The sequence below is a fragment of the Bradyrhizobium ingae genome (assembly GCF_055791185.1).
In genome coordinates this window covers 58429-81360 of sequence record NZ_JBVUBB010000018.1, presented here as the reverse complement: position 1 = coordinate 81360, position 22932 = coordinate 58429, and the positions used below count along the sequence as shown (strand labels likewise).

At 63.8% G+C, this 22932-nt stretch carries 35 protein-coding genes and 1 tRNA gene; 11 read left to right on the top strand and 25 right to left on the bottom strand.

Annotated elements, in window-relative coordinates:
• Positions 1–87: 87 nt before the first annotated feature.
• The 4 genes from ACV1FX_RS24365 to cobS are packed head-to-tail and all read right to left on the bottom strand — an operon-like array spanning position 88 to position 4504.
• Entirely contained in the window at positions 88–1191 is a 1104-nt protein-coding gene (locus ACV1FX_RS24365; RefSeq protein WP_473120106.1) for an esterase-like activity of phytase family protein, read from the bottom strand.
• Entirely contained in the window at positions 1188–3095 is a 1908-nt protein-coding gene (gene cobT, locus ACV1FX_RS24360) for a cobaltochelatase subunit CobT (protein ID WP_473120105.1), read from the bottom strand. Before cobT ends, ACV1FX_RS24365 begins: the two co-directional genes overlap by 4 nt.
• Positions 3092–3502, bottom strand: a complete 411-nt coding sequence (locus ACV1FX_RS24355; RefSeq protein WP_473120104.1) for a GNAT family N-acetyltransferase — start codon at positions 3500–3502, stop codon at positions 3092–3094. Before ACV1FX_RS24355 ends, cobT begins: the two co-directional genes overlap by 4 nt.
• A 3-nt stretch (positions 3503–3505) precedes the next feature.
• Positions 3506–4504 carry a cobaltochelatase subunit CobS gene (cobS, locus tag ACV1FX_RS24350; protein WP_473120103.1) on the bottom strand — a complete coding sequence of 333 codons (999 nt, stop codon included), beginning with the start codon at positions 4502–4504 and terminating at the stop codon, positions 3506–3508.
• A gap of 287 nt (positions 4505–4791) precedes the next feature.
• Between cobS and ACV1FX_RS24345 the strand changes: the two genes are divergently transcribed.
• Positions 4792–5451 carry a DedA family protein gene (locus ACV1FX_RS24345; protein WP_473120102.1) on the top strand — a complete coding sequence of 220 codons (660 nt, stop codon included), beginning with the start codon at positions 4792–4794 and terminating at the stop codon, positions 5449–5451.
• Between the two features lie 28 nt (positions 5452–5479).
• Here the strand turns inward: ACV1FX_RS24345 and ftrA are convergent, their stop codons facing one another.
• Positions 5480–6445 (bottom strand): transcriptional regulator FtrA, encoded by a 966-nt coding sequence (ftrA, locus tag ACV1FX_RS24340; RefSeq protein ID WP_473120163.1) that lies wholly within the window; start codon positions 6443–6445, stop codon positions 5480–5482.
• Between the two features lie 114 nt (positions 6446–6559).
• Here ftrA and ACV1FX_RS24335 point away from each other — a divergent pair, with 114 nt between their 5' ends.
• Positions 6560–7180: a glutathione S-transferase family protein gene (locus ACV1FX_RS24335; RefSeq protein WP_473120101.1), complete on the top strand. Its 621-nt coding sequence runs from the start codon at positions 6560–6562 to the stop codon at positions 7178–7180.
• A gap of 36 nt (positions 7181–7216) precedes the next feature.
• Here ACV1FX_RS24335 and ACV1FX_RS24330 read toward each other — a convergent pair whose 3' ends face one another.
• Complete coding sequence (locus ACV1FX_RS24330) at positions 7217–8443, bottom strand: citrate synthase family protein (RefSeq protein WP_473120100.1); 1227 nt, start codon at positions 8441–8443, stop codon at positions 7217–7219.
• Between the two features lie 74 nt (positions 8444–8517).
• Here ACV1FX_RS24330 and ACV1FX_RS24325 point away from each other — a divergent pair, with 74 nt between their 5' ends.
• Both ACV1FX_RS24325 and ACV1FX_RS24320 read left to right on the top strand, forming a co-directional pair.
• The gene (locus tag ACV1FX_RS24325; protein ID WP_473120099.1) at positions 8518–9612 is read left to right on the top strand and encodes a citrate synthase/methylcitrate synthase; all 1095 of its coding nucleotides are present in this window, start codon (positions 8518–8520) and stop codon (positions 9610–9612) included.
• A 337-nt stretch (positions 9613–9949) separates the two neighbouring features.
• Complete coding sequence (locus tag ACV1FX_RS24320) at positions 9950–11224, top strand: site-specific integrase (RefSeq protein ID WP_473120098.1); 1275 nt, start codon at positions 9950–9952, stop codon at positions 11222–11224.
• Positions 11225–11360: 136 nt separating this feature from the next.
• Here the strand turns inward: ACV1FX_RS24320 and ACV1FX_RS24315 are convergent, their stop codons facing one another.
• Positions 11361–11540: a hypothetical protein gene (locus ACV1FX_RS24315; RefSeq protein WP_473120097.1), complete on the bottom strand. Its 180-nt coding sequence runs from the start codon at positions 11538–11540 to the stop codon at positions 11361–11363.
• Between the two features lie 566 nt (positions 11541–12106).
• Here ACV1FX_RS24315 and ACV1FX_RS24310 point away from each other — a divergent pair.
• The 6 genes from ACV1FX_RS24310 to ACV1FX_RS24285 all read left to right on the top strand — a co-directional run bounded on the left by ACV1FX_RS24310 (position 12107) and on the right by ACV1FX_RS24285 (position 14821).
• The gene (locus ACV1FX_RS24310) at positions 12107–12568 is read left to right on the top strand and encodes an Hsp20 family protein (RefSeq protein ID WP_473120096.1); all 462 of its coding nucleotides are present in this window, start codon (positions 12107–12109) and stop codon (positions 12566–12568) included.
• A gap of 63 nt (positions 12569–12631) precedes the next feature.
• Entirely contained in the window at positions 12632–13123 is a 492-nt protein-coding gene (locus ACV1FX_RS24305; RefSeq protein ID WP_473120095.1) for an Hsp20/alpha crystallin family protein, read from the top strand.
• Between the two features lie 85 nt (positions 13124–13208).
• Positions 13209–13526, top strand: a complete 318-nt coding sequence (locus tag ACV1FX_RS24300) for a hypothetical protein (protein WP_473120094.1) — start codon at positions 13209–13211, stop codon at positions 13524–13526.
• A 135-nt stretch (positions 13527–13661) separates the two neighbouring features.
• Positions 13662–13877 carry a hypothetical protein gene (locus tag ACV1FX_RS24295; protein WP_473120093.1) on the top strand — a complete coding sequence of 72 codons (216 nt, stop codon included), beginning with the start codon at positions 13662–13664 and terminating at the stop codon, positions 13875–13877.
• A gap of 114 nt (positions 13878–13991) precedes the next feature.
• Entirely contained in the window at positions 13992–14219 is a 228-nt protein-coding gene (locus tag ACV1FX_RS24290; RefSeq protein WP_473120092.1) for a Lar family restriction alleviation protein, read from the top strand.
• Between the two features lie 317 nt (positions 14220–14536).
• On the top strand, positions 14537–14821 hold the full coding sequence (locus tag ACV1FX_RS24285; protein ID WP_473120091.1) for a hypothetical protein: 285 nt from the start codon (positions 14537–14539) through the stop codon (positions 14819–14821).
• Between the two features lie 159 nt (positions 14822–14980).
• On the opposite strand, the gene ACV1FX_RS24280 is transcribed toward ACV1FX_RS24285, so the two are convergent.
• The 18 genes from ACV1FX_RS24280 to ACV1FX_RS24195 all read right to left on the bottom strand — a co-directional run bounded on the left by ACV1FX_RS24280 (position 14981) and on the right by ACV1FX_RS24195 (position 22112).
• Complete coding sequence (locus ACV1FX_RS24280; RefSeq protein ID WP_473120090.1) at positions 14981–15160, bottom strand: hypothetical protein; 180 nt, start codon at positions 15158–15160, stop codon at positions 14981–14983.
• Positions 15161–15165: 5 nt separating this feature from the next.
• Positions 15166–15549 (bottom strand): hypothetical protein, encoded by a 384-nt coding sequence (locus tag ACV1FX_RS24275; RefSeq protein ID WP_473120089.1) that lies wholly within the window; start codon positions 15547–15549, stop codon positions 15166–15168.
• Positions 15546–15722, bottom strand: coding sequence for a hypothetical protein (locus ACV1FX_RS24270; RefSeq protein WP_473120088.1), 177 nt, complete (start codon positions 15720–15722; stop codon positions 15546–15548). Before ACV1FX_RS24270 ends, ACV1FX_RS24275 begins: the two co-directional genes overlap by 4 nt.
• On the bottom strand, positions 15719–15961 hold the full coding sequence (locus tag ACV1FX_RS24265) for a hypothetical protein (protein WP_473120087.1): 243 nt from the start codon (positions 15959–15961) through the stop codon (positions 15719–15721). The genes ACV1FX_RS24270 and ACV1FX_RS24265 overlap by 4 nt, the downstream gene beginning before the upstream one ends.
• Positions 15958–16338, bottom strand: coding sequence for a hypothetical protein (locus tag ACV1FX_RS24260; RefSeq protein WP_473120086.1), 381 nt, complete (start codon positions 16336–16338; stop codon positions 15958–15960). The genes ACV1FX_RS24265 and ACV1FX_RS24260 overlap by 4 nt, the downstream gene beginning before the upstream one ends.
• Positions 16335–17012, bottom strand: coding sequence for a hypothetical protein (locus tag ACV1FX_RS24255; protein WP_473120085.1), 678 nt, complete (start codon positions 17010–17012; stop codon positions 16335–16337). Before ACV1FX_RS24255 ends, ACV1FX_RS24260 begins: the two co-directional genes overlap by 4 nt.
• Positions 17005–17334 (bottom strand): TSCPD domain-containing protein, encoded by a 330-nt coding sequence (locus ACV1FX_RS24250; RefSeq protein WP_473120084.1) that lies wholly within the window; start codon positions 17332–17334, stop codon positions 17005–17007. The genes ACV1FX_RS24255 and ACV1FX_RS24250 overlap by 8 nt, the downstream gene beginning before the upstream one ends.
• On the bottom strand, positions 17331–17531 hold the full coding sequence (locus tag ACV1FX_RS24245) for a hypothetical protein (RefSeq protein ID WP_473120083.1): 201 nt from the start codon (positions 17529–17531) through the stop codon (positions 17331–17333). The genes ACV1FX_RS24250 and ACV1FX_RS24245 overlap by 4 nt, the downstream gene beginning before the upstream one ends.
• A 2-nt stretch (positions 17532–17533) precedes the next feature.
• On the bottom strand, positions 17534–17719 hold the full coding sequence (locus ACV1FX_RS24240; RefSeq protein ID WP_473120082.1) for a hypothetical protein: 186 nt from the start codon (positions 17717–17719) through the stop codon (positions 17534–17536).
• A 36-nt stretch (positions 17720–17755) separates the two neighbouring features.
• Positions 17756–17950 carry a hypothetical protein gene (locus ACV1FX_RS24235; protein ID WP_473120081.1) on the bottom strand — a complete coding sequence of 65 codons (195 nt, stop codon included), beginning with the start codon at positions 17948–17950 and terminating at the stop codon, positions 17756–17758.
• Positions 17950–18162 (bottom strand): hypothetical protein, encoded by a 213-nt coding sequence (locus ACV1FX_RS24230; protein ID WP_473120080.1) that lies wholly within the window; start codon positions 18160–18162, stop codon positions 17950–17952. Before ACV1FX_RS24230 ends, ACV1FX_RS24235 begins: the two co-directional genes overlap by 1 nt.
• Positions 18162–18344: a helix-turn-helix domain-containing protein gene (locus ACV1FX_RS24225; protein WP_254096540.1), complete on the bottom strand. Its 183-nt coding sequence runs from the start codon at positions 18342–18344 to the stop codon at positions 18162–18164. The genes ACV1FX_RS24230 and ACV1FX_RS24225 overlap by 1 nt, the downstream gene beginning before the upstream one ends.
• Positions 18345–18397: 53 nt before the next feature.
• Positions 18398–18640 (bottom strand): hypothetical protein, encoded by a 243-nt coding sequence (locus tag ACV1FX_RS24220; protein WP_473120079.1) that lies wholly within the window; start codon positions 18638–18640, stop codon positions 18398–18400.
• A 93-nt stretch (positions 18641–18733) separates the two neighbouring features.
• A tRNA-Phe gene (locus tag ACV1FX_RS24215) sits at positions 18734–18809 on the bottom strand.
• A gap of 361 nt (positions 18810–19170) precedes the next feature.
• Positions 19171–19521, bottom strand: coding sequence for a hypothetical protein (locus ACV1FX_RS24210; RefSeq protein WP_473120078.1), 351 nt, complete (start codon positions 19519–19521; stop codon positions 19171–19173).
• A gap of 321 nt (positions 19522–19842) precedes the next feature.
• Positions 19843–20229, bottom strand: coding sequence for a helix-turn-helix domain-containing protein (locus tag ACV1FX_RS24205; protein ID WP_473120077.1), 387 nt, complete (start codon positions 20227–20229; stop codon positions 19843–19845).
• A 15-nt stretch (positions 20230–20244) separates the two neighbouring features.
• Positions 20245–21183, bottom strand: coding sequence for a recombinase RecT (locus ACV1FX_RS24200; protein ID WP_473120076.1), 939 nt, complete (start codon positions 21181–21183; stop codon positions 20245–20247).
• Entirely contained in the window at positions 21183–22112 is a 930-nt protein-coding gene (locus ACV1FX_RS24195) for a PD-(D/E)XK nuclease-like domain-containing protein (RefSeq protein WP_473120075.1), read from the bottom strand. Before ACV1FX_RS24195 ends, ACV1FX_RS24200 begins: the two co-directional genes overlap by 1 nt.
• A gap of 348 nt (positions 22113–22460) precedes the next feature.
• Here ACV1FX_RS24195 and ACV1FX_RS24190 point away from each other — a divergent pair, with 348 nt between their 5' ends.
• The gene (locus ACV1FX_RS24190; protein WP_473120074.1) at positions 22461–22907 is read left to right on the top strand and encodes a GcrA family cell cycle regulator; all 447 of its coding nucleotides are present in this window, start codon (positions 22461–22463) and stop codon (positions 22905–22907) included.
• Positions 22908–22932 lie beyond the last annotated feature (25 nt).

Genomic DNA, 22932 nt, shown 5'->3' with positions numbered 1-22932 from the left:
CCGCGAAGCGGCGCGAACTGGTGGCCACGAGTCTGTGGTCGGGTCCCGGTCTCGCGCTTCGCGCGCCCCGGGGCGACGACGGTGCCGCTACTCCACCAGCGTGAACTGCAACAAGAGCGTGCGCTGGAGAAAGGAGAAATTGTCGTCCGAGACCAGCGTCAGCACGGTCTCGCCGTCCGCGCCGACATGGGCGTCGATGCCTTCCATGTTGTCGATCTCGTGGCCGAGATCGGCGGCAAACAGCTCGGGCCCGTCGACCAGCGCGCCAGGTGCGATCGACTTCAGGGGGATCGCTCGGATGCGGATGTTGACGCCGGTGAACCAGGAAAATTTGCGCTCCAGGATCAGGAGCTCGCCGGAGGGCAGCAGCACCGCGTCGCTGATGTCGAAATTCCCGGTGCGCTGCACGCTGAACTGGCCCGGCGAGGGACCGCCGATCAGGAACGCGATCAGATTACCGTCGCGGTCGAGCCCGCGCTCGGAAAACGCGATCAGCGTGCCGGCCAGCGGCAGGCCCTTTTGCAGGTCCCTGGGCACGAACACCAGCGCCTCGAGCCCCTTGTTGTAAGGCAGCTTCTTCGCCGCCGGCGGCAGCGGCAGCACCTCGCCGCGTGCCTGGGTAAAGCCTTTCGAGAAGTCGAAACGCATCAGCGCGTTGACGCGCTCGAGTCCGACATAGACGAAAGAGCCGTCGAGCGCGATCGATTCGGTGTCGTACCAGTAGCGCCTCTCGGTGATCGGCCGCCCGTCCGCGTTGAGCATCGGCGCGGCTTCGACGTCGTCGAGCCCGGCCATGTCGCGCCCCGCGTAACGAATGGTCCCGCTGAACCATGCGCCCTGATCGGAGATCGCGATGAAGCGCTCGCCCCTCTTGCGCTCGCCTGGGGCGTCGAGGAAGCGGAACCCGGACAGGCCGCCGAAGCCGCGATAGGGCGAGGTCAGCACCAGACCGCTGCGATATTCCAGTGCGCCGAAGCGGGTGCGCGCGCGATCGCGCGGCTCGAAGGCGGGGATCTGCCGCGCATTGACCTCGATGGCGACGGGCTCGGTGACGGTGTGCTCGGCACGGTCCGCAGATCTTGCCCGCGGCTGGGTTGCGGGCTGGGCGCGCGCTGTTGCCGGAAGCGCGGCGCCGGCTGCTCCCGCCGCCGCCTGGCCGAGAAACTGGCGGCGGGAGAAACGCGCGGTCACGAATGCAGTTTGCGGCGCGGCCGGCTTGCAGGTTGCGCGGGCGCGGTGTGCGTCTCGCTGAACAGCTCGGCGAGCTTCTCGGTGATGGCGCCGCCAAGCTCTTCGGCGTCCACGATCGTCACCGCGCGGCGGTAGTAGCGCGTGACGTCATGGCCGATGCCGATCGCGATCAGCTCCACCGGCGAGCGCGTCTCGATCTCCTCGATGATGTGGCGCAGGTGCCGTTCGAGATAGTTGCCGGCATTGACCGACAGCGTGGAATCGTCGACCGGCGCACCGTCCGAGATCATCATCAGGATCTTGCGCTGCTCGGTACGCCCAAGCAGGCGCTTGTGCGCCCAGTCCAGCGCCTCGCCGTCGATGTTCTCCTTGAGCAGCCCCTCGCGCATCATCAGGCCGAGATTTTTTCGCGCACGACGCCAGGGCGCGTCCGCCGACTTGTAGATGATGTGTCGGAGATCGTTGAGACGGCCGGGATTGGCAGGCTTGCCAGCGGCGAGCCACGCCTCACGCGATTGTCCGCCCTTCCAGGCGCGCGTGGTGAAACCCAAAATCTCGACCTTGACGCCGCAGCGCTCCAGCGTGCGCGCCAGGATGTCGGCACAGGTCGCCGCCACCGTGATCGGGCGTCCCCGCATCGAACCGGAATTGTCGAGCAGCAGCGTCACCACGGTGTCGCGGAAGGTCGCCTCCTTCTCGCGCATGAAGGACAGCGGGTGATAGGGATCGGTCACCACGCGTGACAGGCGCGCGGGGTCGAGAATGCCCTCTTCGAGATCGAACTCCCAGGCCCGGTTCTGCTGCGCCATCAGCCGGCGCTGGAGGCGATTGGCGAGGCGGGCGACGATGCCTTGCAGATGCGCGAGCTGCTTGTCGAGGTAGGAGCGCAGCCGCTCCAATTCGTCATGGTCGCAGAGATCCTCGGCCGCGATCACCTCGTCGAATTTCGGCGCGAAGGCATGATATTCCGGCCCGCGCGGCTCGTTCTGCCCGCGCGAATTCGGCCGCGTCGCTTCCCCCGGCGTCTCGTCGTCGCCGAGCTCGCCGTCGTCGAAGGTGTCCGAGGTCGAGGCTTGCGCGCTTTCCATCGCGCTCTCGCTCATCTCCTCGGTGGTCGCCTGCGCCTGGTCGGCGCTCATTTCCTGCGCGGCGTCGGAATCGGGCGAGCCTTCCGCGCCGGCCTGATCGTTGTCGCCGTCGCGGCTCTCGTCCTGATTATCGTCCTCGTCGGAATCGGCATTGCGCTCGTCACCGAGGTCGAGCGCGGAGAGCAGGTCATGCACGGCATCGCCGAACCGGGTCTGGTCCTCGACCAGCCGATCCAGACGATCGAGCCGCGCGCCGATCCTGTCTTCCAGCGTCGGCCGCCAGAGATCGACCATCTTCTTGGCCGCCGCGGGCGGTGCCATCCCCGTCAGGCGCTCGCGCACCAGCATGGCGAGCGCATCGGCCAGCGGCGCATCGGCGCGGTCGGTAATTTCGTCGAACTTGCCACGATGGAAATGGTCATCGAGCATCGCGGTGAGATTCTTGGCAACGCCGGCCATGCGGCGCGCGCCGATCGCCTCCACCCTCGCCTGCTCCACCGCCTCGAATACGCCGCGCGCCTGCGGATTGCCGGGCATCAGCTTGCGGTGCAGCTTGGCATCATGACAGGCGAGCTTCAGCGCGATCGAGTCCGCATGCCCCCGCACGACCGCCGCATCGCGCTTGGTCATTTTCCGCGCCGGTTCGGGCAGCCGCGCCTTGCCCGGCGCCAGGCCGGGGCGCTCGGCGGCGAAGCTGACCTCAAGCTCCGGCGTCTTCGCGATCGCCTTCAGGCATGATGCGACCGAGCGCTTGAACGGCTCGGTCGGCGCTTCCTTGGTGTTGCGGAATTTCGAGTTGGATGATGATGTGCTCATAGCGACTTCGTTAACGAATGGCGCGTCACGCCGCCGGGATAGCCGTCAATGGCGCCGAATTCCTCGTACCCGCAGGAACGATAAAAGCCCGGCGCCTGAAAACTCATCGTGTCCACATGGGATCGAACCGCGCCGATCCGCCTTGCTTCGTCCTCGATCGCCGCTATCAGCTTCGTTCCATGACCTTGGCCACGATGTTTCTGGTCGATCCAGAAGAACTGAATGAACAGAACCGTTGTCCAGATCTGGCCGACGACCCCACCGACGATCTTGCTGCGGTCCTTTAGCGAGACCGCAAGGCCCTTCAGTCTCTGCGTCCCCATGTGCTCGTGGTTGTAGCCAGCGAGCCCGGCGAGCACAGCCTTCTTGGTGGTCCCAATGGTGCGCTCGACGGTGATGGTTGGCATGGATCAGCTGAGCGCCACGTTGACTGCCGATTCCGGCAGCTCCGCATTGAAGCAGCGCTGATAGAACTCGGCGACCAGGGGACGCTCGAGCTCGTCGCACTTGTTGAGGAAGGTGACGCGGAAGGCGAAGCCGATATCTCCGAAGATGTCGGCGTTTTCCGCCCAGGTGATCACCGTGCGCGGGCTCATCACCGTGGACAGATCGCCATTGGCGAACGCGTTGCGGGTGAGATCGGCGAGGCGAACCATCTTGTTGACGATGTCGCGGCCCTCCTGGGTGCGATAGTGCTTGGCCTTCGCCAGCACGATCTCCACTTCCTCGTCATGGCCGAGATAGTTGAGCGTGGTGACGATCGACCAGCGGTCCATCTGGCCCTGGTTGATCTGCTGGGTGCCGTGATAGAGGCCCGACGTGTCGCCGAGGCCGACGGTGTTCGCGGTCGCAAACAGGCGGAACGCCGGATGCGGCTTGATCACCTTGTTCTGGTCGAGCAGCGTCAGGCGGCCGGAGACCTCCAGCACGCGCTGGATCACGAACATCACGTCCGGGCGGCCGGCGTCGTATTCGTCGAACACCAGCGCGACGTTGTGCTGGAGCGCCCAGGGCAGGATGCCGTCGCGGAATTCGGTGACCTGCTTGCCGTCCTTGACCACGATCGAGTCCTTGCCGACGAGGTCGATACGGCTGATGTGGCTGTCGAGGTTGACGCGCACGCACGGCCAGTTGAGCCTGGCGGCGACCTGCTCGATATGGGTGGATTTGCCGGTGCCGTGATAGCCCGTCACCATGACGCGGCGGTTCTTGGCGAAGCCTGCGAGGATCGCGAGCGTGGTGGCACGGTCGAAACGGTAATCGGCATCGACTTCGGGCACGTGAGGATCGACTTCGGAATAGGCCGGCACTTCGAGATCGCTGTCGATCCCGAACACCTGGCGCACCGACACCTTCATGTCGGGCAAACCGTTGACTTCCTCAACTTTGGACAGGGCGGCGGTCGTCATTCATCCTCCGAGGCCCCGGGCGGTCCCGAGACCAGTTATTTGCACTTTGGCTGCGGCTGGGTGCGGTTGCGAACCTATCAGAGACCACGTGCCGGCAGAAGCCCGCGCCCCAATCAAAGTTCCGTTGTCTTTTCATTTAGATAGGCAAGGAACGCGATTTTTGGAAGGCTGCCCTGCGAATCACGCTGAAATTCGGTCCTCGGCGAACGCCACTTTGGCATTTTGGCCACCGCGCCCTACTTAGTTAAGGTCTGAACCCCGATGCCCCTACCCGACACAGAGACGACGTGACGTCCATTCTCGATCCCTTCATCGCGTTCGTCTCGGCCCATGCGGGGCTGGCCTACCTGACCCTCTTTCTCGCGGCGCTGCTGGAGGCTGTTCCGGTGGTGGGTTCGGTCGTTCCCGGCTCGACCATCATCCTGGCGCTGAGCGCCCTGGTTCCGGGCGGCGAGCTCCGCCTGCAATGGGTGCTGCTGGCCGCGGCCCTCGGTGCCGTCCTGGGTGACGGCTCGGCCTATTGGATCGGGCACAAGCAGCAGCGCGAGATCCTCAATACCTGGCCCCTGACCAACTATCCCCGCGTGGTCGCGGAGAGCGAGACCTTCTTCCACCGGTTCGGCACCTGGGCGGTGTTCTTCGCGCGCTTTGTCCCACCAATCCGGGCCTTCGTGCCGGTCACGGCCGGCGCACTCGGCATGCAGCCCGCCCGCTTCTATGCGGTGAACATCCCCGCGATCCTGGTCTGGGCGCCGGCCCACGTGCTGCCCGGCGTGCTCGCGGTCTCGGCGCTGCATGAATATGCCGGACTGCCGCACCATGAGCATGTCGGCAAGCACATCTGGATGTTTACCGTCGCCGGCGTCGCCATCGTTGTGGGCCTTGCAATCTGGACCATCCGCCGCAGGCACGGGAGCAGAGTTGTGCCGGCGAAGCCGGGGGCTTAGGGCGTGCACTCGTAGATCCCCTCCAACATCAGGGATTGGCATGAAACCTGGCACGATAAGCCGTCGGCGACAAACCTACGGCTGCACGAAATTGCTGTCGGAAGTTCGTCGCGGTGCCGAAGCCAGCATGTGTGGCTATCGTTTCAACCGGCAGGCTCGTTTCTTCCAATAACTCCCGCGCATGCGCGATGCGCTCGTTTCGTAACCATTCGCCCGGCGCCATGCCGGCAGCCTCGCGAAGATGACGGTGAATGGTGCGAACGCTGACGCGACCCTCCGCCGCCATGCGCTCGACCGGCCATGCTTCGCCTAACCGTTTGCGGATCAGGTCGAGCACACTGGCAAGGCGATTGCCCGAAGGAGGCGGCAATGGGCGTGGGATGAACTGGGCTTGGCCTCCGTCTCGGTGAGGCGGGATCACCAGTCGACGAGCCACGCTGTTGGCAGCTTTGGCCCCAAAATCCCCGCGCACGACATGGAGGCAAAGATCGAGTCCGGCCGCACTACCCGCAGACGTGAGAATGTTGCCTTGCTCCACGTACAGTGCCTGCCGCTCGACGGCGATGTCGGGATAGGCTGCGACGAGCTTGTCTAGATGATGCCAGTGGGTCGTCGCTCTTTTTCCGGCCAGCAATCCGGCCTCCGCCAGTACAAAGGCGCCGCTACAGATTGAGACGATGCGAGCCCCGCCGGCACTGGCCGCGCGCAATGCTGCGAGCAACGGCTTTGGAGCCGCCGTATCCGGACTCTTCCAGCCGGGGATCACGATGGTATGGGCACCCTGGAGCAGCTCCAGCCCGCCGTCAGGGTCGAGCCGCAACCCGCCGACGCACCGAAGCGGACCTTGCTCTACCGCAGCCGTTGCGCAGCGATACCAGTCGGGTCCCATTTCGGGCCGCGGCAGACCGAAGATTTCGAACGCGCAGCTGAATTCGAATATTCGCAAGCCATCGTAGGCAAGGATCACGACAAGCGGACTTATGCGTTTTGGCATGATCCTTTCGGTAATGGCCTTGGCGGCCACTGGCAAGGCCGCCGCACATGACCTTAGAACCTGCGTATCGGCTGTTGGTCGATCCACCTCATTGAGCCTGATTTCGAGGGAAAAATGTCTCTGAAACTGATCGGGATGCTGGATTCTCCCTATGTGCGGCGCGTTGCCGTTTCACTGCGTCTTCTCGCTCTGCCCTTCGAGCACAAATCACTATCGGTATTCTCCACCTACGATGCCTTCGCCGCTATCAACCCGGTGGTGAAGGCTCCATCGCTGATAACAGGCGACGGCCACGCGCTGATGGAGTCCTGCCTGATTCTGGAGCACGCTGAGCGTCTGGCTCCCGCAGAGCTGAGCCTTACTCCAGCGAACGTACATGCTCACGCTCGGGCGCAACGCATCATCGGCTTGGCGCTCGTCGCGTGCGAGAAATCCGTCCAGATTGTCTATGAGCGCAACCTCCGGCCCTCCGACAAACAGCACCAGCCTTGGCTGGACCGGATCCAAGCTCAGCTCGGCGCCGCCTATCGCCTGCTTGAAGACGAGGTTAAGCACGCCGATCCGTGGCTGTTCGCGGATCGTCCATTGCAGGCCGACGTCAGCAGCGCCGTCGCATTTCGTTTCACGCGCGAAATGGTTCCCGAGGCTGTCGACCTCAAGGCACTGTCCGCACTAGCCGCGCTTTCGGCTCGGGCCGAAGCGACCGACGCGTTTCAGGCATTTCCATTCGCGTGAAACAAATAAAGCAGACTTCGCCTTTGTGAGCAGACGCTAGGTCTTTTCCGTGATCACCGTCCTGCGCCCCGGCGCCGGGCCAACATAACGCGCGCGCGGCCTGATCAGCCTGCCGTGCTGCAATTGCTCGCTCGCATGCGCGATCCAGCCGACGCTGCGGGCCATTGCGAACAGCGCGAGTTCGCTGCCGGGCGGCAGGCGCAGAGCGTGCACCAGCACGGCGAGCGCATAGTCGATGTTGACGAGCTCGCCGGTCGCCTCGGCAATCCGCTCGGGCACTTCTCTCGTGAATTTGCGCGGCGCGCCGGCCCGCGCTAACGCGTTGAGCAGCGACTGCGCGCGCGGATCGCCGCGCTTGTAGACGCCGTGGCCGAAGCCAGCAAAATGCTCGCCGAGCGCGACGCGCTCGCGCACCATCGGCTCGACGTCGCGATCGACCAGTGTCTTCACGAGCTGCGAGGCCAATACGCCGGCGCCACCATGTTTCGGACCTTTGAGCGCGGCGAGACCGGCAATGACGGCGTCGTAGAGATTGAGGCCGGTCGAAGCGGCACAGCGCGCGGTGAAGGTCGAGGCATTCAATTCGTGCTCGGCGAGCAGCACCAGCGCCCGGCGGATCAGATCGGCGGCATGCTTGTTGTCGGGCGCCCAGGCGAGTGCGATCTGCTGGTGCAGAGGCGCAGCGGACGGTTCGGCATTGAGCATGGTCGCAACCAGCAGCCGGACGATGCGCGCGCCGACCAGGGCGCGGCCATCGGGCGCGCGGGTGAAGGCGCGCGGATCGGCGCTGGAAGCGAGCGCCAGAACGGCGATGGCGCGGTCGATCGGCGCGGCACGGCGCGCCGCTTGCGCGATCGCGCGCATGTCATCTGACATGTGCGGACAATTCTCCGGCGCAAAGGGATCGACGCCGGAGACGTCCCACAGCAGTGTCGCGGCATGCTCGAGCGTGTCCCTCTCGGCGAGATCGACGCAGTTCACGCCACGATAGATCGCGCCGTCCTCGGTGATGGTCGAGATCTCCGTATCCATCACCGGCAGATCGGCGTCGAAACTGCGCAAGCCGCGCGGCTCGGGCGATGGGGCGCGGCGTTCCTTCAGGCTCCGGACGTCCTCGGCGCGGTAGCGGTTCTTGCGCGAATCCGCCGTCGGCTCGGAGCGGATCAGGCCGCGGCTGACATAGGCGTAGAGGGTCGCCGGCGAGATCGCGAGCTCGGCGGCGGCCTCGCGGGCCGAGAGGTAGAGGCCTTCCGAATTTTTCATATTGATTTATGTAATCAAGATTGATCAATCTGTCGAGAGACCCGACCTTGTCCCTCGTGAAAAGGAGACAGGCCATGAACATCCACCTCACCAAAAGCCAGATCGGGCTGGACGGGGTTCCAGCCGCCGAGACCGTGCTCAGCCATGTCGATGGCGAGCGCGGCGAGCTGATCATTGCCGGCGAGCATGTCGGCACCCTTGCCCGGCAGTCGAGCTTTGAGGGCGTCACCGCCCGGCTCTGGAACGGCGCGAACCGGAGCACGCTCAGCGAAGCCAATGTGCGGGCGAGTCTCGGGCTTGCGCGCGAGCGCGCCTTTGCGCGGCTGCCCGACCTTCTGCCGGCCACGCGCGGCATGGGGATCGTCGACGGGTTTCGCGCGGCGATCGCAGGCTTGCGCGCCGAGAACGGGCTGGAGCATGAGGCGACCATTGTCGGCGCATTCCCAGTGATTGCCGGCGCGCTGGTGCAGCGCGCGAAAGGGCTCGATCCGGTCGCGCCCGATGCAAATGCGAGCCACGCCGCCGACACGCTCAAGATGCTGCGGGGAGCCGTGCCCGAGCCGCGCGAGGTCGCCGCGCTCGACGCCTATTTCGTCACCGTCTGCGATCACGGCATGAACGCCTCGACCTTCGCGACGCGCGTGGTGGCCTCGACGCAGGCGGATCTTTTCGCCGCCGTCACCGCCGGCTATTGCGCGCTGACGGGACCGCTGCATGGCGGCGCGCCGGAGCCGGTGCTGGAGATGCTGGACGCGATCGGCTCGCGCGAGCGGATTCAGCCTTGGGTCGATGCGGCGCTCAAGCGCGGCGAACGGCTGATGGGTTTCGGCCATCGCGTCTATCGCGTGCGCGATCCGCGCGCCGACGTGCTGAAGGCCGCGATCGAGCGGCTTGCCGCCGACGGCGCCGACCTGCCCTTCGCCGGCGAGGTCGAGGCCTATATCCGCGCCGCGCTGCGCAGGAAGAACCCGGAGCGACCGCTGGAGACCAATGTCGAGTTCTTCACAGCGATCCTGCTCGATGCCCTCGCCATCCCGCGCCAGGCCTTCACGCCGATCTTCGCCGTGGCGCGCGCCGCAGGCTGGACCGCGCATGCACTCGAGCATCGCCGGACAGGACGGCTGATCCGGCCGAGCTCGTCATATGTGGGAGCGATGCCGAAGGAGTGAGGAAAGAGTAGCCGGATGGCGGTGCTTTCCCCTCTCCCCTTGCGGGAGAGGGTGGCTCGCCGCGAAGCGGCGAGACGGGTGAGGGGTTTTCTCCGCGAGCACAACCCTCTTGCACTAGAGTTTGCTGAGGCAACCCCTCATCCGGCGCTTCGCGCCACCTTCTCCCGCAAGGGGAAAAGTTTGCACTTCCTTGCAGCGTCTTGCATTAGCCAGAGGGGTTCTAAGCCCCTGTAATCCATAGTAAATTCTGCACAGTCCTGAAGCGGGGCGCAAGAGGTTGCACCCCGCACTTCCCGACACCGGGCCGGACACTAAAACAAAAGGAATGTGCAAGACCATGGCTAAACCCCGAAATTATTCACTTGAGACTCCGACTGCGCGATTGAAGCTCATCATCCGCAAGAAGCCCTACTGGCAACGGCTCGGCCCCGGCCTGTCGCTCGGCTATCGCCGCAACGAAGGCGCAGGCACTTGGTCGATCCGCGCCGCTGACGGCCAGGGCGGCGAGTGGCTGAAGAAGTTCGGCGTCGCCGACGACTTCGACAACAAGGCCGATGGAAAGAGCATCTTCAACTACGGCCAAGCCGTCACCGAAGCCCGCAAGCTGGTGCGCGGCGGCGACGAGGAGCTGGTCGAGGAGGAGCAAGGCAACAAGCCGGTCACTCTCGGCATTGCGATGGACCGCTACAAGGACGATCTGGTGTCGCGCGGCGCGAACGCGAGCAACGCCACGACCCCGAAGGGCCATCTGCCCGCCAACCTCCTGAGCAAGCCAGTGCCGCTGCTCGACGCGCAGGAGCTGCGCAAGTGGCGCGATGGCCTGCTGGGGAAGATGGTCCCGGCCAGCGTCAACCGGTACTGCAAAGTGATCCGGGCCGCGCTCAACCTCGCCGCCGCGCGTGACCGGCGCATCAAGAACGAGCACGCCTGGACGACCGGGCTGGAAATGCTGCCCGACGCCAACGAGGTCAACAACATCATCCTGACCGATCCCCAGGTCATCAGCTTTGTTGCGGGTGCCTATGCCCACGACGAGAAGCTGGGCGAGTTCACCGACGTGCTGGCGCAAAGCGGGGCGCGGCCCTCCCAGGCCGCTCGCCTGTATGTGCGGGACCTGATCGCGCACAAGACCGAGCCCCGGCTAATGATGCCCAAATCGGGCAAGGGTGGCGGTCGCAACCGGACCAGCAAAAAGGTCGAACGCTATTCGGTGCACATCACCCCGGCCTTGGCGGGACGGCTGGCCAAGGCGGCGAAGGGTCGGCCCGCGAGCGCGCCGCTCCTGGTGCGGAGCAATGGCAAGACCTGGGGCGTCGATGGCAAGGGCGTCTCGGACGACTATCGCGACGACGTTGCCGAGGTCGTCAAGGCCATCGGGCTCGATCCGGACGAGGTCGGCATGTACGCCTTGCGCCATAGCAGCATCGTCCGCAACCTCTTGCTGAACGTCCCCATCCGGGTCGTCGCGGCAAGCCACAACACGAGCGTCGTGGAAATCGAGCGGACATATTCAAAGTTTATCACCGAACATTCCGGCAGCCTCTCGCGCCGCGCTCTGCTCGATCATCAGACCTCGCAGCCTGCCGATAACGTGCGCCCCATGGCTGCCTGATCGGCGCCTATACCCGGCGTGCGCGACGCCATCGGAAAGGACGGCCACGCGACGCTGCTGACCGTCGCCCTGATCGAAAAACTTCGAAATTGCGTCAAAGCAACGACTGAGGCGCGTACTCCCAAATGATGCGAACTTATGCGGCGAACCGATCCGCGGACCCGCTTCCGAGTTCGTCCAGCAATTTTTGCTCCCGCTCGATGCGGCTTCTGTAAAGTTCGCGCTCCCGCTCGCTTTTTGCGCCTGCGAGAAGGAGTCGGTAGTGCGCGATCACCTTCTCGCTGCCGCGTATGAGAAGTTCGCGGACGTCGCTCATGGCTCGGTCCCCAAAGTTGTGGAAGCCGGATTTTTCGGAAGTGTAAATGCGACGGGGAAAGTTTCGGCCGCAAGAGACCGCAGAGCGGTCTGTTCCTCGGCTAGGCGTCTCTCGATGAACTGGCGTTCGAGATCCGTTAGCCTCGTGCGTAGAAGGCGCCGATAGCGGTGGATGTTGGTGCGGTGCACACGAATGCGAGCGAGGTCTTCATCGAGCATCGTCGTCACTCCTGACGGTCGTCGTCGTCCTTTTTCGGTTGTTGAGAGCGGGAAGAGAACCTTCCCGCCGCAAAAAATATTCAAAGCGATTTCGGTGTCAAGAGGCGCCTATGCCGCGCTTCCAATTTCATTCGGCAAGGCTTTAGCCAGCGACTTCGTTACGAGAAAAATTTTCGGCCGGCCTCTTGAAACGGCTCTCCGTTTTTCTAACTCATTTTTCGCCGCGAGAGCGGTGTGCCGGGCGCCAGATCGGGCCCGGTGCGGGCGCCGGACCGGTGTCTTCGGACCCGCTCTGAAACCCTGTCTTGCGCTCCTTCGTATCCATCTTGCTCTTTGGAGGACGTGGTTATGAGGACTACCTTCGACTTCGCGCCCCTGTGGCGCTCCACCATCGGCTTCGACCACCTGGCGGACCTCGTCGACAGCACGCTGCGCCAGGCAAGCGAAGAGCACTATCCCCCGTACAACATCGAACGAACCAGCGAGGACCATTACCGGATCAGCCTCGCCGTCGCCGGGTTCGGCGCCGACGACATCGCCGTGACGGCCGAGCAGAACGCGCTCACCATCGAGGGCATGAAGCCCGAGAAGGCGGCCGGCGAATTCCTGTACCAGGGCATCGCCGCGCGTCCGTTCAAGCGCGTGTTCAACCTCGCCGACTACGTCCAGGTGAAAGAGGCCACCTTCCGCGACGGACTGCTGATCATCGATCTCGTCCGCGAGGTGCCCGAAGCCATGAAGCCGCGCCGGATCCAGATCGGAAGCGGCGCCTCTCCCACCTCGCAGATCGAGCAGAAGAAGGTGGCCTAACGCGAACGCGGCGTGCCCAAGCACGGCCGCGCTTTCTGGCGCATTCAATGAAGGAGAACAACCATGGCAATTCGTGATCTCGTTCCCTGGTCGAGGAACCAGGACCTCGCGCCCACGCGCGGGAACTACGATCCGTTCATGACGCTGCACCGCGAGATGAACCGTCTGTTCGACGACGCGTTTCGGGGCTTCGGCGCGCCCAGCCTGTCCCCGCTGATGGAGGGACGGTTCGGTTGGCCGAAACTTGAGATCAGCGACACCGACAAGGCGCTGACGATCTCGGCCGAACTGCCCGGGATGACGGAGAAGGACGTCCAGATCGAAATCGCGAAGGGCGTCCTGACCATCCGCGGCGAGAAGAAGGACGAGCGCAGTGGCGAAGGCAAACACTTCACCGAGCGCTACTACGGCGCCTTCGAGCGGCAGATCGCGTTGGAGGATGTCGAGGAGGACAAGGCCGAGGCCTCGTTCAAGAACGGCGTCCTGACCATCTCGCTGCCGAAATCGGAGAACCCACGGGCGGGCGTCAAGCGCATCGCCATCAATACCCAGTAACGAGGATCATCCCGGGCGGCGGCGTGCGCCGCCCGGGACATCCGCCAACACCATCCCGAAGAAAGGAGAGTAAGGGAGGCAACCGATGACCAACGCCAACACGAACACCGGCAAACCTAATCCGCTCTTTCACCCCGCCGCGCACTACGCATCTCCGGACGACGTCCTAAACGATAGGGAGCTCTCCGTACCGGAGAAGCGGATCATTCTGTCGTCTTGGGCGTCCGATATGTTCGCGGTCGAATCCAGTCCGACTCTGCGCGATATTCCCGGCATGGGATGCACCATCCGTCTCGCCGACATTCTCGCGGCGCTGCGTCGACTCGACGGTGATGACGACGATCCACCTCGCCCGGGTGGCGTCCCGATGCGGCTGCGGCGGCCTTGGGCCGCCGCGCAGTGAAGCCGCCGCTGAGGCTCTTAACCGTTCTGGCACCGATCTCGACGATCGAGTCGCTGGACGAGGACGGTCCGCGCAACCCGCCGGGCGGCAAGAGCGTCGCGCGGCGGCGTGAGCGAGGGGTCTGCAAGTGATTCCATGACTGACGTCACACAGTTGATTCCAGGTCTCTTCTATTGGGTCCTTGTGCGCTCAAGCACGAAAAATCCCGAGTGGCAGCCGGCGCGCTTCACCGGCGTTGCTTGCCAGAGCGCCTGCGCGAAGTGGGACTTCATCGGCTTCAATAGCGACGTCGGTCATCATTTCGTCGAGGTCGTCGACATCGGCCCAGAACTACGTTCTAAACGCTCTTGAGGAGCACCGCAGGGCTCGCTGTTGCGCGCATTGGAAAGCGCGCCAACCTGCTGCGCCTTCCAAATTGCTTTGAGTTCTGCTCGGTGGCGGTGAGAACACGAGGACCGCGTTAAGATGCCTAGGAAGCCTAGCGACAGCGCAGCTATCGATCCACTGCGCGGATTCCCTGTTTCTGTACCACCGCTGCGGCCCTGTCCTTTCTGCGGCGGCTCGCAGGTTTGGATCAACAGCGACATCGATCCGAAATTCGTAGTATGTAAGGAATGTTTGGCTTTCGGTCCCACTGCGCCGACCGTTAAGCAGGCTGCAGAGGGCTGGAACAAACGCACCCCGCCCCCTTAAAACGGATACAGGTTCTACTCGTCTCGGTCAGGAAGCGGGATGAGTTCGTAATGCTGCCGACCTAAGAACGTGTCCGGTGGCGGTTGCTTTAGCAACTTAACCGATCTTTCGGCCATTTCGCGGTATCTAATCCAAAGGTCGGCAGTTTCGGCCTCTACATCCACGGGTCGAAATATGCACATCCTCTGTTGCAGCATCGTCTCCCTCCGTACATTACGAACTGCAAAACGCTTTCCCGATAAATTTGTTCACGGCGGAACCGTCTGAGACGGCGACCCAACACCAATCATGAACGCGCGCGAGTCGACCTTTATCGCATGGCACATGACTTCCTATTGTTGCAACGAGCGGAGGACTTTTCTGATCGACAAGAGAGCAAAATCGTCGAATTGAAAAACCAATTCGCCGCTGTTGCGGCTTGTCCGCAACCCAACTATCGGCCTGCATGCGGCTTATCGCTCCCGGCGCTGAACAGCCTTTTCGAGGTCGCGCGTCAGCGTGCTGGCGCGGCGGAAAAGCATCCGCCGCAGAGCAAATGCGCGCTATGGTTCCCTCCGGAAACCTGCGCGATCAATGACCGCCAAGTGGCAGGAATTTTTTGATCCAAGTAAAAACTGATTGCCGCGAGATGCGAAAGCTCTCCTCGGGTGCCGATCCGCACGTGGCCAGTGCACGGCACCCCACGTAATGGAGGAAAGCATGCTTCGATGCCTTCTCACTGCTCTGGCGGCGGCGGCCTATCCCCGGACCATCGGGCTCGCTCAGGCGGGGCTTTTTCTGCGTTCTGCGGTGGCGCGCTTCACGCGAGCGCGGTGGCATTCCTTGCAGACCGTCATCGTTGCGTCCCGGAGGCCGGGGCGCACCTGCACATAGAAATCGCCGAGCGGCTTCTCCTGGCGGCACGCCTTGCAGACCTTGGTCCGGATAACCTGCGTGTTCATCCTGCTCACTTTCCAAACTTGCGTTTCGGCCAGCGGCTCAGCGGTCGCGGCTCGCCCCGATCCTTGGCCTGCAAGCGCGCCCGGAATTCCTCCTGGGCCTTCTCGATCCGACGCGTCTTTGCCATCTGCGGGATATCCCGCTCGCGCGTTTCGACGTTGTGCGCCTCGATCAGCATGGGCGTCAGGTTCCAGAACTCGTCCGAGCCGTCTTGCGCGTGGTAGAGCCCGTGGTCGAACCGAAACAGCGAAAGCACCTGGTCCTCGGTCATCTTCACCGCATCCTCGTGCGGAATGATCTTCACCAGCTCGCCGGTGCCGTCGTCGGTCAGCATCTCGCACAGCGTCGCCGCGAGCTTCGTCTTGAACGAGATATGGCCGCGCTTCCTCATCTCGACTGCAGCGGCCTCGGTGTTTCATAGATCGTCACCAGCTCGACCACGGCGAACTGTTCCTGGTACTGGCAGTCGGCGGCCAGGGCGTCGGCTAACTGCATGGCCTGGTCGGCCCAGTGCAGCTCGGCCACGATCTCGCCCCTGGTCAGATTGATGAGGCGGAAGGTCACTGCAGCCGCTCTTTGATCTGATCGGCGATCATCTGGCGCGTGTACGCCGCCCAATGGTCGAATTCGTCGACGGCATCCCTTGGGTTAACGAAGGGGACGGCAGTGAACACCGTGACCGTCATGCAGCCGATGATGTTATAGGCAACACCAGGGGTCACGCCGTCGATGAGGCTGAGCAGCACGTCCGCTGCAACGCGCCCGATATCAGCCTCCCGTTCGGCCTGCTCCTCGCTGCTCATGACGCTGCCGGTCCCATGATCTCGCGGAAATGCTCGCGGCAAACGTAGCTCGTCAGCGGATGCCTGATGGGCTGCGGGTCGTCGGCGAAGACCACTTCTTCGACCTTGTGCGCGGCGGGCTGGCCGCAGAAGCAGCGCTCGCCCTCGCGGCTGCCGGGATGCGCCGCCGATCGCTCGACCATGCCCAGCAGCCAGACCACCAGATTGGCGCGGTCGGGCAAGACCAGCTCGCTGCCGGGGTTCGCCTCGCGCCAGCGGCGGACCGCACGCATGTCGGCCTCCCACTGCAGATCGAAAATGTCCTGCAGCTCGGTTGCCTCTTCCTTGGCGGCGGCCAGCTCGGCGCGCAGCGTCTCGAGTTCGCTCTGGTTGGTCACTTCAGCACCTTCTGGATTTCGGACAGCGACTTTTCGATCTTGTCGGCCAAACCGAACAACCGCTGCGCTTCATCAAACGGTTGGCGCAGCGCTTTGATGTCGAGGAGAAGCTTTTCCGCCTGCATGATGTGATCGCGGATTTCCTCGTTGCCAACTTCGTCGCCAAAGTTTTCTTCTCGGATCACGCGCACCCAGGCGCGCGGCACCCCGAGATCGAGCGCTACCTTCTCGTCGGTCCAGCCGCGCCCGTAGCCGACCTTGCCGTCGATGTAGACATCGTTCAGCTTCTCGAAAATGATGCGCCGGTCCTCGCGCGTCATCACCCTGGCGTTCTCCTGCACGACCTGCAGCGGCGGCTCGATCTTGGTCACCACGGGCTTCTCCTCAGATTTCCGGATTGCTGCAAACTTCGCGGCGTTGAAGCATTTGGGGCAGCGATGGGCCGTTGCGGTCTTGCCGATGCGCCAGCCCTTCGCTTCCAGCTTGCGCGCGACGAACTGCCACTCAATGTTCTCATCCATGCCGCGACCGTTCGCCATCAAGTTCACCGGAAGCGGGACGGCCGCCTCGCAGCTGGGGGCTCCGCATCGAGCGATGATGCCCCGCACCAGTCGACCGTCTTCGCCATACGGCACCCTGGTGTGTTCGAACGCGGTCGAGACGACGTTACTCATCTTTTGCCCTCGCTGCCGGTAGGAGTCGGTCGATCACCGCGCCGATGATGGTCGACGGCTGGCCCTGACCGTCGCGGGTGATTGCGCTCGCCATGTTCTCGATCTGCGCGCCGTACTGCAGCGCGAGCGACAGCAGGACCGCACCGTCACGCGCGATAGCCTCGACGGCCTCGCCAGACTTGCCGCCCGAAATGAAGACCTCGCCGAGCGCGCCGTCCTCGTAGAAGCCGAGCGTGACGGCATAGCTGCGGTTGAGGCCACCGAAGCTGATGTCGAAGGTCTCGGCGCGGCGGCGCTGCGGCAAGGTGCGGCGGTCGGTCATCGCATGTATTCCCGGTGCTGCTCGTCGGTGCCCAGGTCGACGATATCGACCCAGCCGATGTCGGCGCGCTGGCGGAAAGCCGCCAGCTCAACCATCAGACTGGCCTCGGTGGCGTGCACCGTCATGATCGCGCACATGCCGCGCCGCTTCCCGTTGTCGGGGTCCTCGACGCCGTAAAATGCCGACACACGCCACATGCTCACGCCGCCTCGGCGATCTTCGGCTTGCGCACCCGGCGCTCGCTTTCGAGCGCACCAGAAACCTGGCGGATGCAGGAGATCAGGTCGTTAGCCTGCGCCTTGGTGGTGATCGCCGCAGTGATGTGCAATTCGAGCGCATCGTTCTCGGTCTTCAGCTGGATATCGGCCCCCTTGGGAATACGCATGGTCTTCTCCTTGTTTTGCCAGCACGCTGGCGTTGCTTAAGTCGCTTCGTGAAGGATGATGTGCATGACCTCGGTCAGCCGGGCCTGGTAGGCGATGCCGATCCGGCCAAGGCTGTCCGCGAACTGCTTGTCGTTCTTCAGCTCCATCAAGAAAGCCGTGATGGCGACGCGGACCGACATGCTCTGGCCTTCGGTCAGCGTGTGCCCGTCGATAGTGATCGTCGCCTCCATCACGACCGCTCCTTCTCGGTAAACAGCTCGGCCTGCGGCGCTTCAGCTGCCGCCATCGCGCGATAGTCCTCGCCAATCGCCACCATCAGGTCGATCTCACGCTTAGCCTGGGCCTCAGTCATGAAGCCGTCAGCGACGCGCCGCCGATAGACGTGCTTGCGGTAGCCGATCTCGCGCAGCACGCAGCGCAGCTTGTCGGTGGTGGTGATCATTACGTCCCCTCCAGCTCGCGCGCTCTGAGCCAGGCCTGGGCGCTCTCGACGGAGATCAGCACCCGCCGACCGGCGCGGAATTCCTTCGGGCCCTTGCCCTCGTCGCGCAGGTTGAAGTAGTGCCTCTCCGAGATGCGGAAGGCGCGGCAGAACTCGGAGACCGTGTAGGCAAGCTGAGTCATCGGCGCCTCCGACTTCTTGCGTGCTTTGGCTTTCGCTTTCGCGGCGGACATCATTAGTGCGCCCCCTTCCGACGATGCAGGTACGCGTTGATCTGTTTGATTTCGTCGGCGACGCACCGGTCGAACAGCCCGTGCATGTCCTGCTGATGCGGGGGCGAGAAGCAGGCGACGTACTCGGCGACCAGATAGGCCAGTGCCGCGCCTTCGCTGTCGCAATCCATATCGGCGCTGGCCAGGTGGAATGCCTCGATCAGCTTGCAGACGTTGTCGGCGATCATGTTTTCATCAACCGGCACGGCGGCACCTCCAGGACAGACGACGACCGATGTGGAAATTGCGGCGTCCGCGCTTGCCGCAGACCGGATCGCGGGCGCGCTGCACGGCGTGATTGGTGCCAGGGAGTGGGTTCGAACCACCGACGCGCGGATTTTCGATCCGCCGCTCTACCGACTGAGCTACCCCGGCATCGTGCGCGATGCGGCGCTCCCACATCGACTGGAAATCCTCATCATCGGCCAGGACCGGCGAGGCCAGCGCAGCCGCAAGGCACTGCAGGAGGGCGCGGCGCGCGATCATGCCCGAGCCCTCCGCTTGCGCTTGGTCTGGGGCGCGGGTCGTTGGCTCATATCCTCACCGCGCGACGGCGCTGTGCGAGACGCCGCCTCCGTAGCTCCACCGGACCCAAGGGCGTGACGATCCAGCAACTTGCGAACGCGATAGGCCTCGGCGAAGTGATCGCCCGCGTGGCAATGCGCGGTCTCGCTGCGGCAGTGCTCGCCGCAGCAGATTGCCTGCGCAATTTCGAGGTCGCTGGGTCGGTTCATGATCAGTGCTCGGTCTGGTCGGCGTCGGCGTGGCCGTTGCCGCGCGGCTGGGCCAGGAACATCGGCATGTCGCCGGTCTCGGCCATGAGCTGGGCGGCAGCGATGTCGCGCTCGTTGTCGTGGAATTTGCGAAGACCGAGCATCAGGCTGCCGCCGATCTGATCGAGCAGGCTCTTAATCGACTCGGCGCGGCGCATGAGGTTGTCGCGCTCGGCGTTCATCTCTCCGGCCTGGCGGCGCAGGGTCTCGTTCTCGAATTCGAGCATCGTCTTGTTGCTCTTCAGAATGGCATTCTCGGCGCGCAGCGACTGCAGCTCGGTCTCAAGCGAGGAAATTTCATTAGCGAGGTTCATGGTCTCTCCTTTCAGTTTTTCAGCAGCGTCCAGGCCATCACGGCGACGTAAATCAACACCACCCAGACAGCGAGATTGGCGAGCAGGATCAGCAGGCGAATGCGGCCGATGGTCATGTCGAGAGCTTCCTCCGGATTTGAGATCGGACCTGCGTCGGAAACCAACGGCTGACGACGCTGCCGCGATGGAGCAGAACAAGGGACCGTTTCCCATCGGGCCCGGTGAAGTGGATGCGCGTGTGCCTGCCGCCTTCCGAGACCCGGACGTTCGAGCCGCCTGCTTCGTGGACGGCGGCAATCGCATCGCGCACCACCTTGCGCATCACTCGGACTTCTCGGTGAGGACGCGGCGGATGAAGGCTTCGTGCCGTTCGCAGGCGCGGATGACCGCGCTGTGATCGATATCGAAGGTGCGCGCGATCTGATGATAGCTCGCGCCGGTCACGACCTTCGTGAAGGCCATGATCTTCTGGCGCGTGGCGAGAACATCGCGATTGGGTCTTGTCCGCAGATCAGCGACGGTGACGCCGAACACCTGCGCGCCGACCGTGCACGCGATGGTGCAATGGTTGAGATAAGGGCGCGCCGCGCTGATGGCTTTGAACTCGGCGAGCATCTTGCGATATCGGGCAGCATCAGTCGCCGCGAGCGACACCGCGAACGAGGTGTGCTGCCGCATGCACTCGTTCGCCATGAAAAGATTGTCCATTGCCATCACTCCCGTTTACGCATCACCGGTCGGTCGATCACCCGCAGGCTCGGTCGTAGCTGCGGAAGAAGGTGCTTCGGCTTCGGTTTTCGGCTTGGGCTTCGACGCGTGCGCGGCGGCATGCGCGTCGATGGCGGCGATTGCTGCCTGGCCAACGGGAGGGGCCGTGCCGCTCAAGCGCTGCGCCAGGCGCGGCGAAACGTCCTTTGCGATGTCGGATGCGACGGTAAAGCCCGCGTCCTCCATCTCGTCGCGGCCATACATGCCAGCGATGATGTCGGGGCAGTACATCCGCGCCCAGTCGCGGCTCATATTGTAGAAAAGCTGCAGATCGGGCTTCTTGTCCCAGAGCGGCGAGCCCTTAACCTTGCCCTTGTCGTTGTGGCCAGGATGCAGCTTGCCGAGCGTGAACTGGTCGGCATCGGCATCGACCGGCGGAAAATAGCGCGGCTCCTTCTCGCCCTTGAAGGTTGCCCAGACGCGGCAGCGACGCTTGTCACCTTCGCCTTCATAGGCGACCTGGAGGCGCGTGGTGATCGGGGCGCGTTGCTCGATGATCGCGTGAAAGAACTGGGACTCGTAAGCGACGCGCTCGACCTTCTGGCCGTTCACATACTGCTCGACGGTGTACGTCCAGCTCGCGAGCGAGAGCGGCGAGATGTCCAGCTCCTGCGCCTTCATGCAGATGCCGAACATGCCGCCGACATTGCCCTGGAGCCACGGCGGGATCATCGGACCGGCCGCGGACAGCAGCTTGGCCGCATCGACCATGTCGCGCAGGTTGGCGTAATCGACGCCGCCGCCCTTGAACAGCGTGACGGCTTCCGTGCGTTCGCTGACCACCTTTTCGGCATTGCCTTCCGCAAGATCGCGGCGGGTCACGCGCTCGGGCTGCGCCTGCTGCTGGGACGGCGGCGTGTGCGGGGCTTCGGTGCTGACGGTCGTATCGGTCATCACGCAGCCTCCCGCAGCTCAAATTTGATGCGGTCGTCGACCGACTTGCGATACCAGTCGGGCAGATCGACGTACTCGGCATCGGGGCGATCGTCGCCAGGGCCAGGCCACACGCCACTGCGGTAGCAGTCCCAGAACATCTTCGCGGCCAGCTCATTGAGCGCGTCACCGCGCGCCAGGTCCTCGTCCTTCAGCGTCTGGGCGCGCACGCAATGCGGCGACTTGCTCTCGACCCAAAGCAGCGTGAACGAGGTTGCGGGAATGCCGAGAGCGCGGGCACCTTCCAGCACCATCGCGCCCTGCTGGTGGTAGCCGCCGTCGATGATCGAGCGCTGCGTCTCCTGGTAGAGCACGCCCCGCCCGGTGGTCTTCAGATCTGCGAAGTCGCCGCTGTCGTTCGGCATCTGGTCAGGGCGAGCCTTCTTCCAGAAGCCGCGCGGGTCGCGCCAGATCAGCGAGCGCTCCGGTGCGCCGTTGAGCATGCCCTGCTGCACCAGCGGAAACTGACCGAGCGAGATGATCATGGCCTTCGCCTTCTCGGCCATCTCGGGCGTCAGGATGTACTTCCCAGCGGCGGCCTGGGCGGCCTTCCACTCGCGCCATTCCTTGCGGTTGCCCTGGTAGGCAACGCCGCCGACCGTTGCGGGCCGCAGCACGCAGTCGTGCTCGAACGGCTCGCCAGCGACCGCGCTGTGCAGGAAGCGGCCGAGCGACATCGCTTCGTTCTGCTCCTCGTCGGGCGAGTAAGCCGGATTGAGCTGCGATTTGTCGAAGGCGTGCTTAGGAGACTTGTTGATGATCGTCCGAAACATGGACGACGAGACGCTGACCTCGACGCACAGATCAGAGCGGTGATAATCGGCGAGCGGGATGCCACGATAAATCCCAGGCGTGGCGATCTGGTTTCCGTCCCACTGGATCGACTGCATGACGACACGAACCTCCGGCGCAAAGCAGCAACGACCTTGGCGCGAGCCAAAGGCGTGAAAGTGCGATGATTTGGAAGCGGGTCACCTGCTGCACGGCAGGTGATGACACCGTGGTTTCGAGATCATGAGGGGCGATGTTGATTTGGTGCTCTTTGCGCCCGCCTGATGTGATCGATTGTCAATGCGGCTTATTGCACTGTCAACAGCGCGACGAGGTGCAGACCCGGAAAGTTTGATGCAGCGTGTTGCAACGATTAACAGCGGCGCACCACAGAGTCATCGCCGCTCATCGTTGCTTCCTTCAAGTTGAGCCAGACCCGTTATTTTTAGGTGTGCGCAAATTTCTTCGTGACACGAGGCATCATCAGGGATGATGAATTGCGGATGCGGTTCAGCGTCTGGGATAAGCCCGAGTCCGAACAGGTTCTTCGCGCGATGTGGATGCAAGGTGCTTCAGCGGCGTTGATCGCGGATGAGCTGCACACCTCGCGGAATTCCGTCATCGGCAAGGTGCATCGCCTCGGGCTGTCGCGCACCCAGCGCAAACCGAAGATGGCGAAACAGCCGGCCAGGTCCAACGTCGTGCCGCTGCCCCGGAAGAAGAAGCCGGTGGCGCGTCCCGGCGAGCCGGTGCCATTCCTCAAGCTGAAATGGTTTCACTGCCGCGCCGTGCTCGATCAGCGCGGCAAGGACGGGCTCGCGCTGTGCTGCGGCCAGACCAAGAGCTTCGGCTCGCCCTGGTGCGACAAGCATCGGCGCGCGTTCACCGCTGCCAAGCCAGGAGGTCCCCATTAGTCGCGCGGCCCGGTGATCCTCCCGC

What these genes read in the sequence shown, in the direction of transcription:
- ACV1FX_RS24205 (WP_473120077.1), bottom strand. Translation starts at nt 20,229, where the DNA reads ATGGACAATCTTTTCATGGCGAACGAGTGCATGCGGCAGCACACCTCG.
- ACV1FX_RS24330 (WP_473120100.1), bottom strand. Translation starts at nt 8,443, where the DNA reads ATGAAAAATTCGGAAGGCCTCTACCTCTCGGCCCGCGAGGCCGCCGCC.
- ACV1FX_RS24285 (WP_473120091.1), top strand. Translation starts at nt 14,537, where the DNA reads ATGGCACATGACTTCCTATTGTTGCAACGAGCGGAGGACTTTTCTGAT.
- ACV1FX_RS24320 (WP_473120098.1), top strand. Translation starts at nt 9,950, where the DNA reads ATGGCTAAACCCCGAAATTATTCACTTGAGACTCCGACTGCGCGATTG.
- ACV1FX_RS24295 (WP_473120093.1), top strand. Translation starts at nt 13,662, where the DNA reads ATGACTGACGTCACACAGTTGATTCCAGGTCTCTTCTATTGGGTCCTT.
- ACV1FX_RS24210 (WP_473120078.1), bottom strand. Translation starts at nt 19,521, where the DNA reads ATGAACCTCGCTAATGAAATTTCCTCGCTTGAGACCGAGCTGCAGTCG.
- ACV1FX_RS24235 (WP_473120081.1), bottom strand. Translation starts at nt 17,950, where the DNA reads ATGGAGGCGACGATCACTATCGACGGGCACACGCTGACCGAAGGCCAG.
- ACV1FX_RS24335 (WP_473120101.1), top strand. Translation starts at nt 6,560, where the DNA reads ATGTCTCTGAAACTGATCGGGATGCTGGATTCTCCCTATGTGCGGCGC.
- cobT (WP_473120105.1), bottom strand. Translation starts at nt 3,095, where the DNA reads ATGAGCACATCATCATCCAACTCGAAATTCCGCAACACCAAGGAAGCG.
- ACV1FX_RS24195 (WP_473120075.1), bottom strand. Translation starts at nt 22,112, where the DNA reads ATGCAGTCGATCCAGTGGGACGGAAACCAGATCGCCACGCCTGGGATT.
- ACV1FX_RS24300 (WP_473120094.1), top strand. Translation starts at nt 13,209, where the DNA reads ATGACCAACGCCAACACGAACACCGGCAAACCTAATCCGCTCTTTCAC.
- ACV1FX_RS24290 (WP_473120092.1), top strand. Translation starts at nt 13,992, where the DNA reads ATGCCTAGGAAGCCTAGCGACAGCGCAGCTATCGATCCACTGCGCGGA.
- cobS (WP_473120103.1), bottom strand. Translation starts at nt 4,504, where the DNA reads ATGACGACCGCCGCCCTGTCCAAAGTTGAGGAAGTCAACGGTTTGCCC.
- ACV1FX_RS24325 (WP_473120099.1), top strand. Translation starts at nt 8,518, where the DNA reads ATGAACATCCACCTCACCAAAAGCCAGATCGGGCTGGACGGGGTTCCA.
- ACV1FX_RS24275 (WP_473120089.1), bottom strand. Translation starts at nt 15,549, where the DNA reads ATGAGGAAGCGCGGCCATATCTCGTTCAAGACGAAGCTCGCGGCGACG.
- ACV1FX_RS24230 (WP_473120080.1), bottom strand. Translation starts at nt 18,162, where the DNA reads ATGATCACCACCACCGACAAGCTGCGCTGCGTGCTGCGCGAGATCGGC.
- ACV1FX_RS24310 (WP_473120096.1), top strand. Translation starts at nt 12,107, where the DNA reads ATGAGGACTACCTTCGACTTCGCGCCCCTGTGGCGCTCCACCATCGGC.
- ACV1FX_RS24245 (WP_473120083.1), bottom strand. Translation starts at nt 17,531, where the DNA reads ATGTGGCGTGTGTCGGCATTTTACGGCGTCGAGGACCCCGACAACGGG.
- ftrA (WP_473120163.1), bottom strand. Translation starts at nt 6,445, where the DNA reads ATGCCAAAACGCATAAGTCCGCTTGTCGTGATCCTTGCCTACGATGGC.
- ACV1FX_RS24315 (WP_473120097.1), bottom strand. Translation starts at nt 11,540, where the DNA reads ATGAGCGACGTCCGCGAACTTCTCATACGCGGCAGCGAGAAGGTGATC.
- ACV1FX_RS24255 (WP_473120085.1), bottom strand. Translation starts at nt 17,012, where the DNA reads ATGAGTAACGTCGTCTCGACCGCGTTCGAACACACCAGGGTGCCGTAT.
- ACV1FX_RS24250 (WP_473120084.1), bottom strand. Translation starts at nt 17,334, where the DNA reads ATGACCGACCGCCGCACCTTGCCGCAGCGCCGCCGCGCCGAGACCTTC.
- ACV1FX_RS24305 (WP_473120095.1), top strand. Translation starts at nt 12,632, where the DNA reads ATGGCAATTCGTGATCTCGTTCCCTGGTCGAGGAACCAGGACCTCGCG.
- ACV1FX_RS24225 (WP_254096540.1), bottom strand. Translation starts at nt 18,344, where the DNA reads ATGACTCAGCTTGCCTACACGGTCTCCGAGTTCTGCCGCGCCTTCCGC.
- ACV1FX_RS24200 (WP_473120076.1), bottom strand. Translation starts at nt 21,183, where the DNA reads ATGACCGATACGACCGTCAGCACCGAAGCCCCGCACACGCCGCCGTCC.
- ACV1FX_RS24355 (WP_473120104.1), bottom strand. Translation starts at nt 3,502, where the DNA reads ATGCCAACCATCACCGTCGAGCGCACCATTGGGACCACCAAGAAGGCT.
- ACV1FX_RS24265 (WP_473120087.1), bottom strand. Translation starts at nt 15,961, where the DNA reads ATGAGCAGCGAGGAGCAGGCCGAACGGGAGGCTGATATCGGGCGCGTT.
- ACV1FX_RS24280 (WP_473120090.1), bottom strand. Translation starts at nt 15,160, where the DNA reads ATGAACACGCAGGTTATCCGGACCAAGGTCTGCAAGGCGTGCCGCCAG.
- ACV1FX_RS24240 (WP_473120082.1), bottom strand. Translation starts at nt 17,719, where the DNA reads ATGCGTATTCCCAAGGGGGCCGATATCCAGCTGAAGACCGAGAACGAT.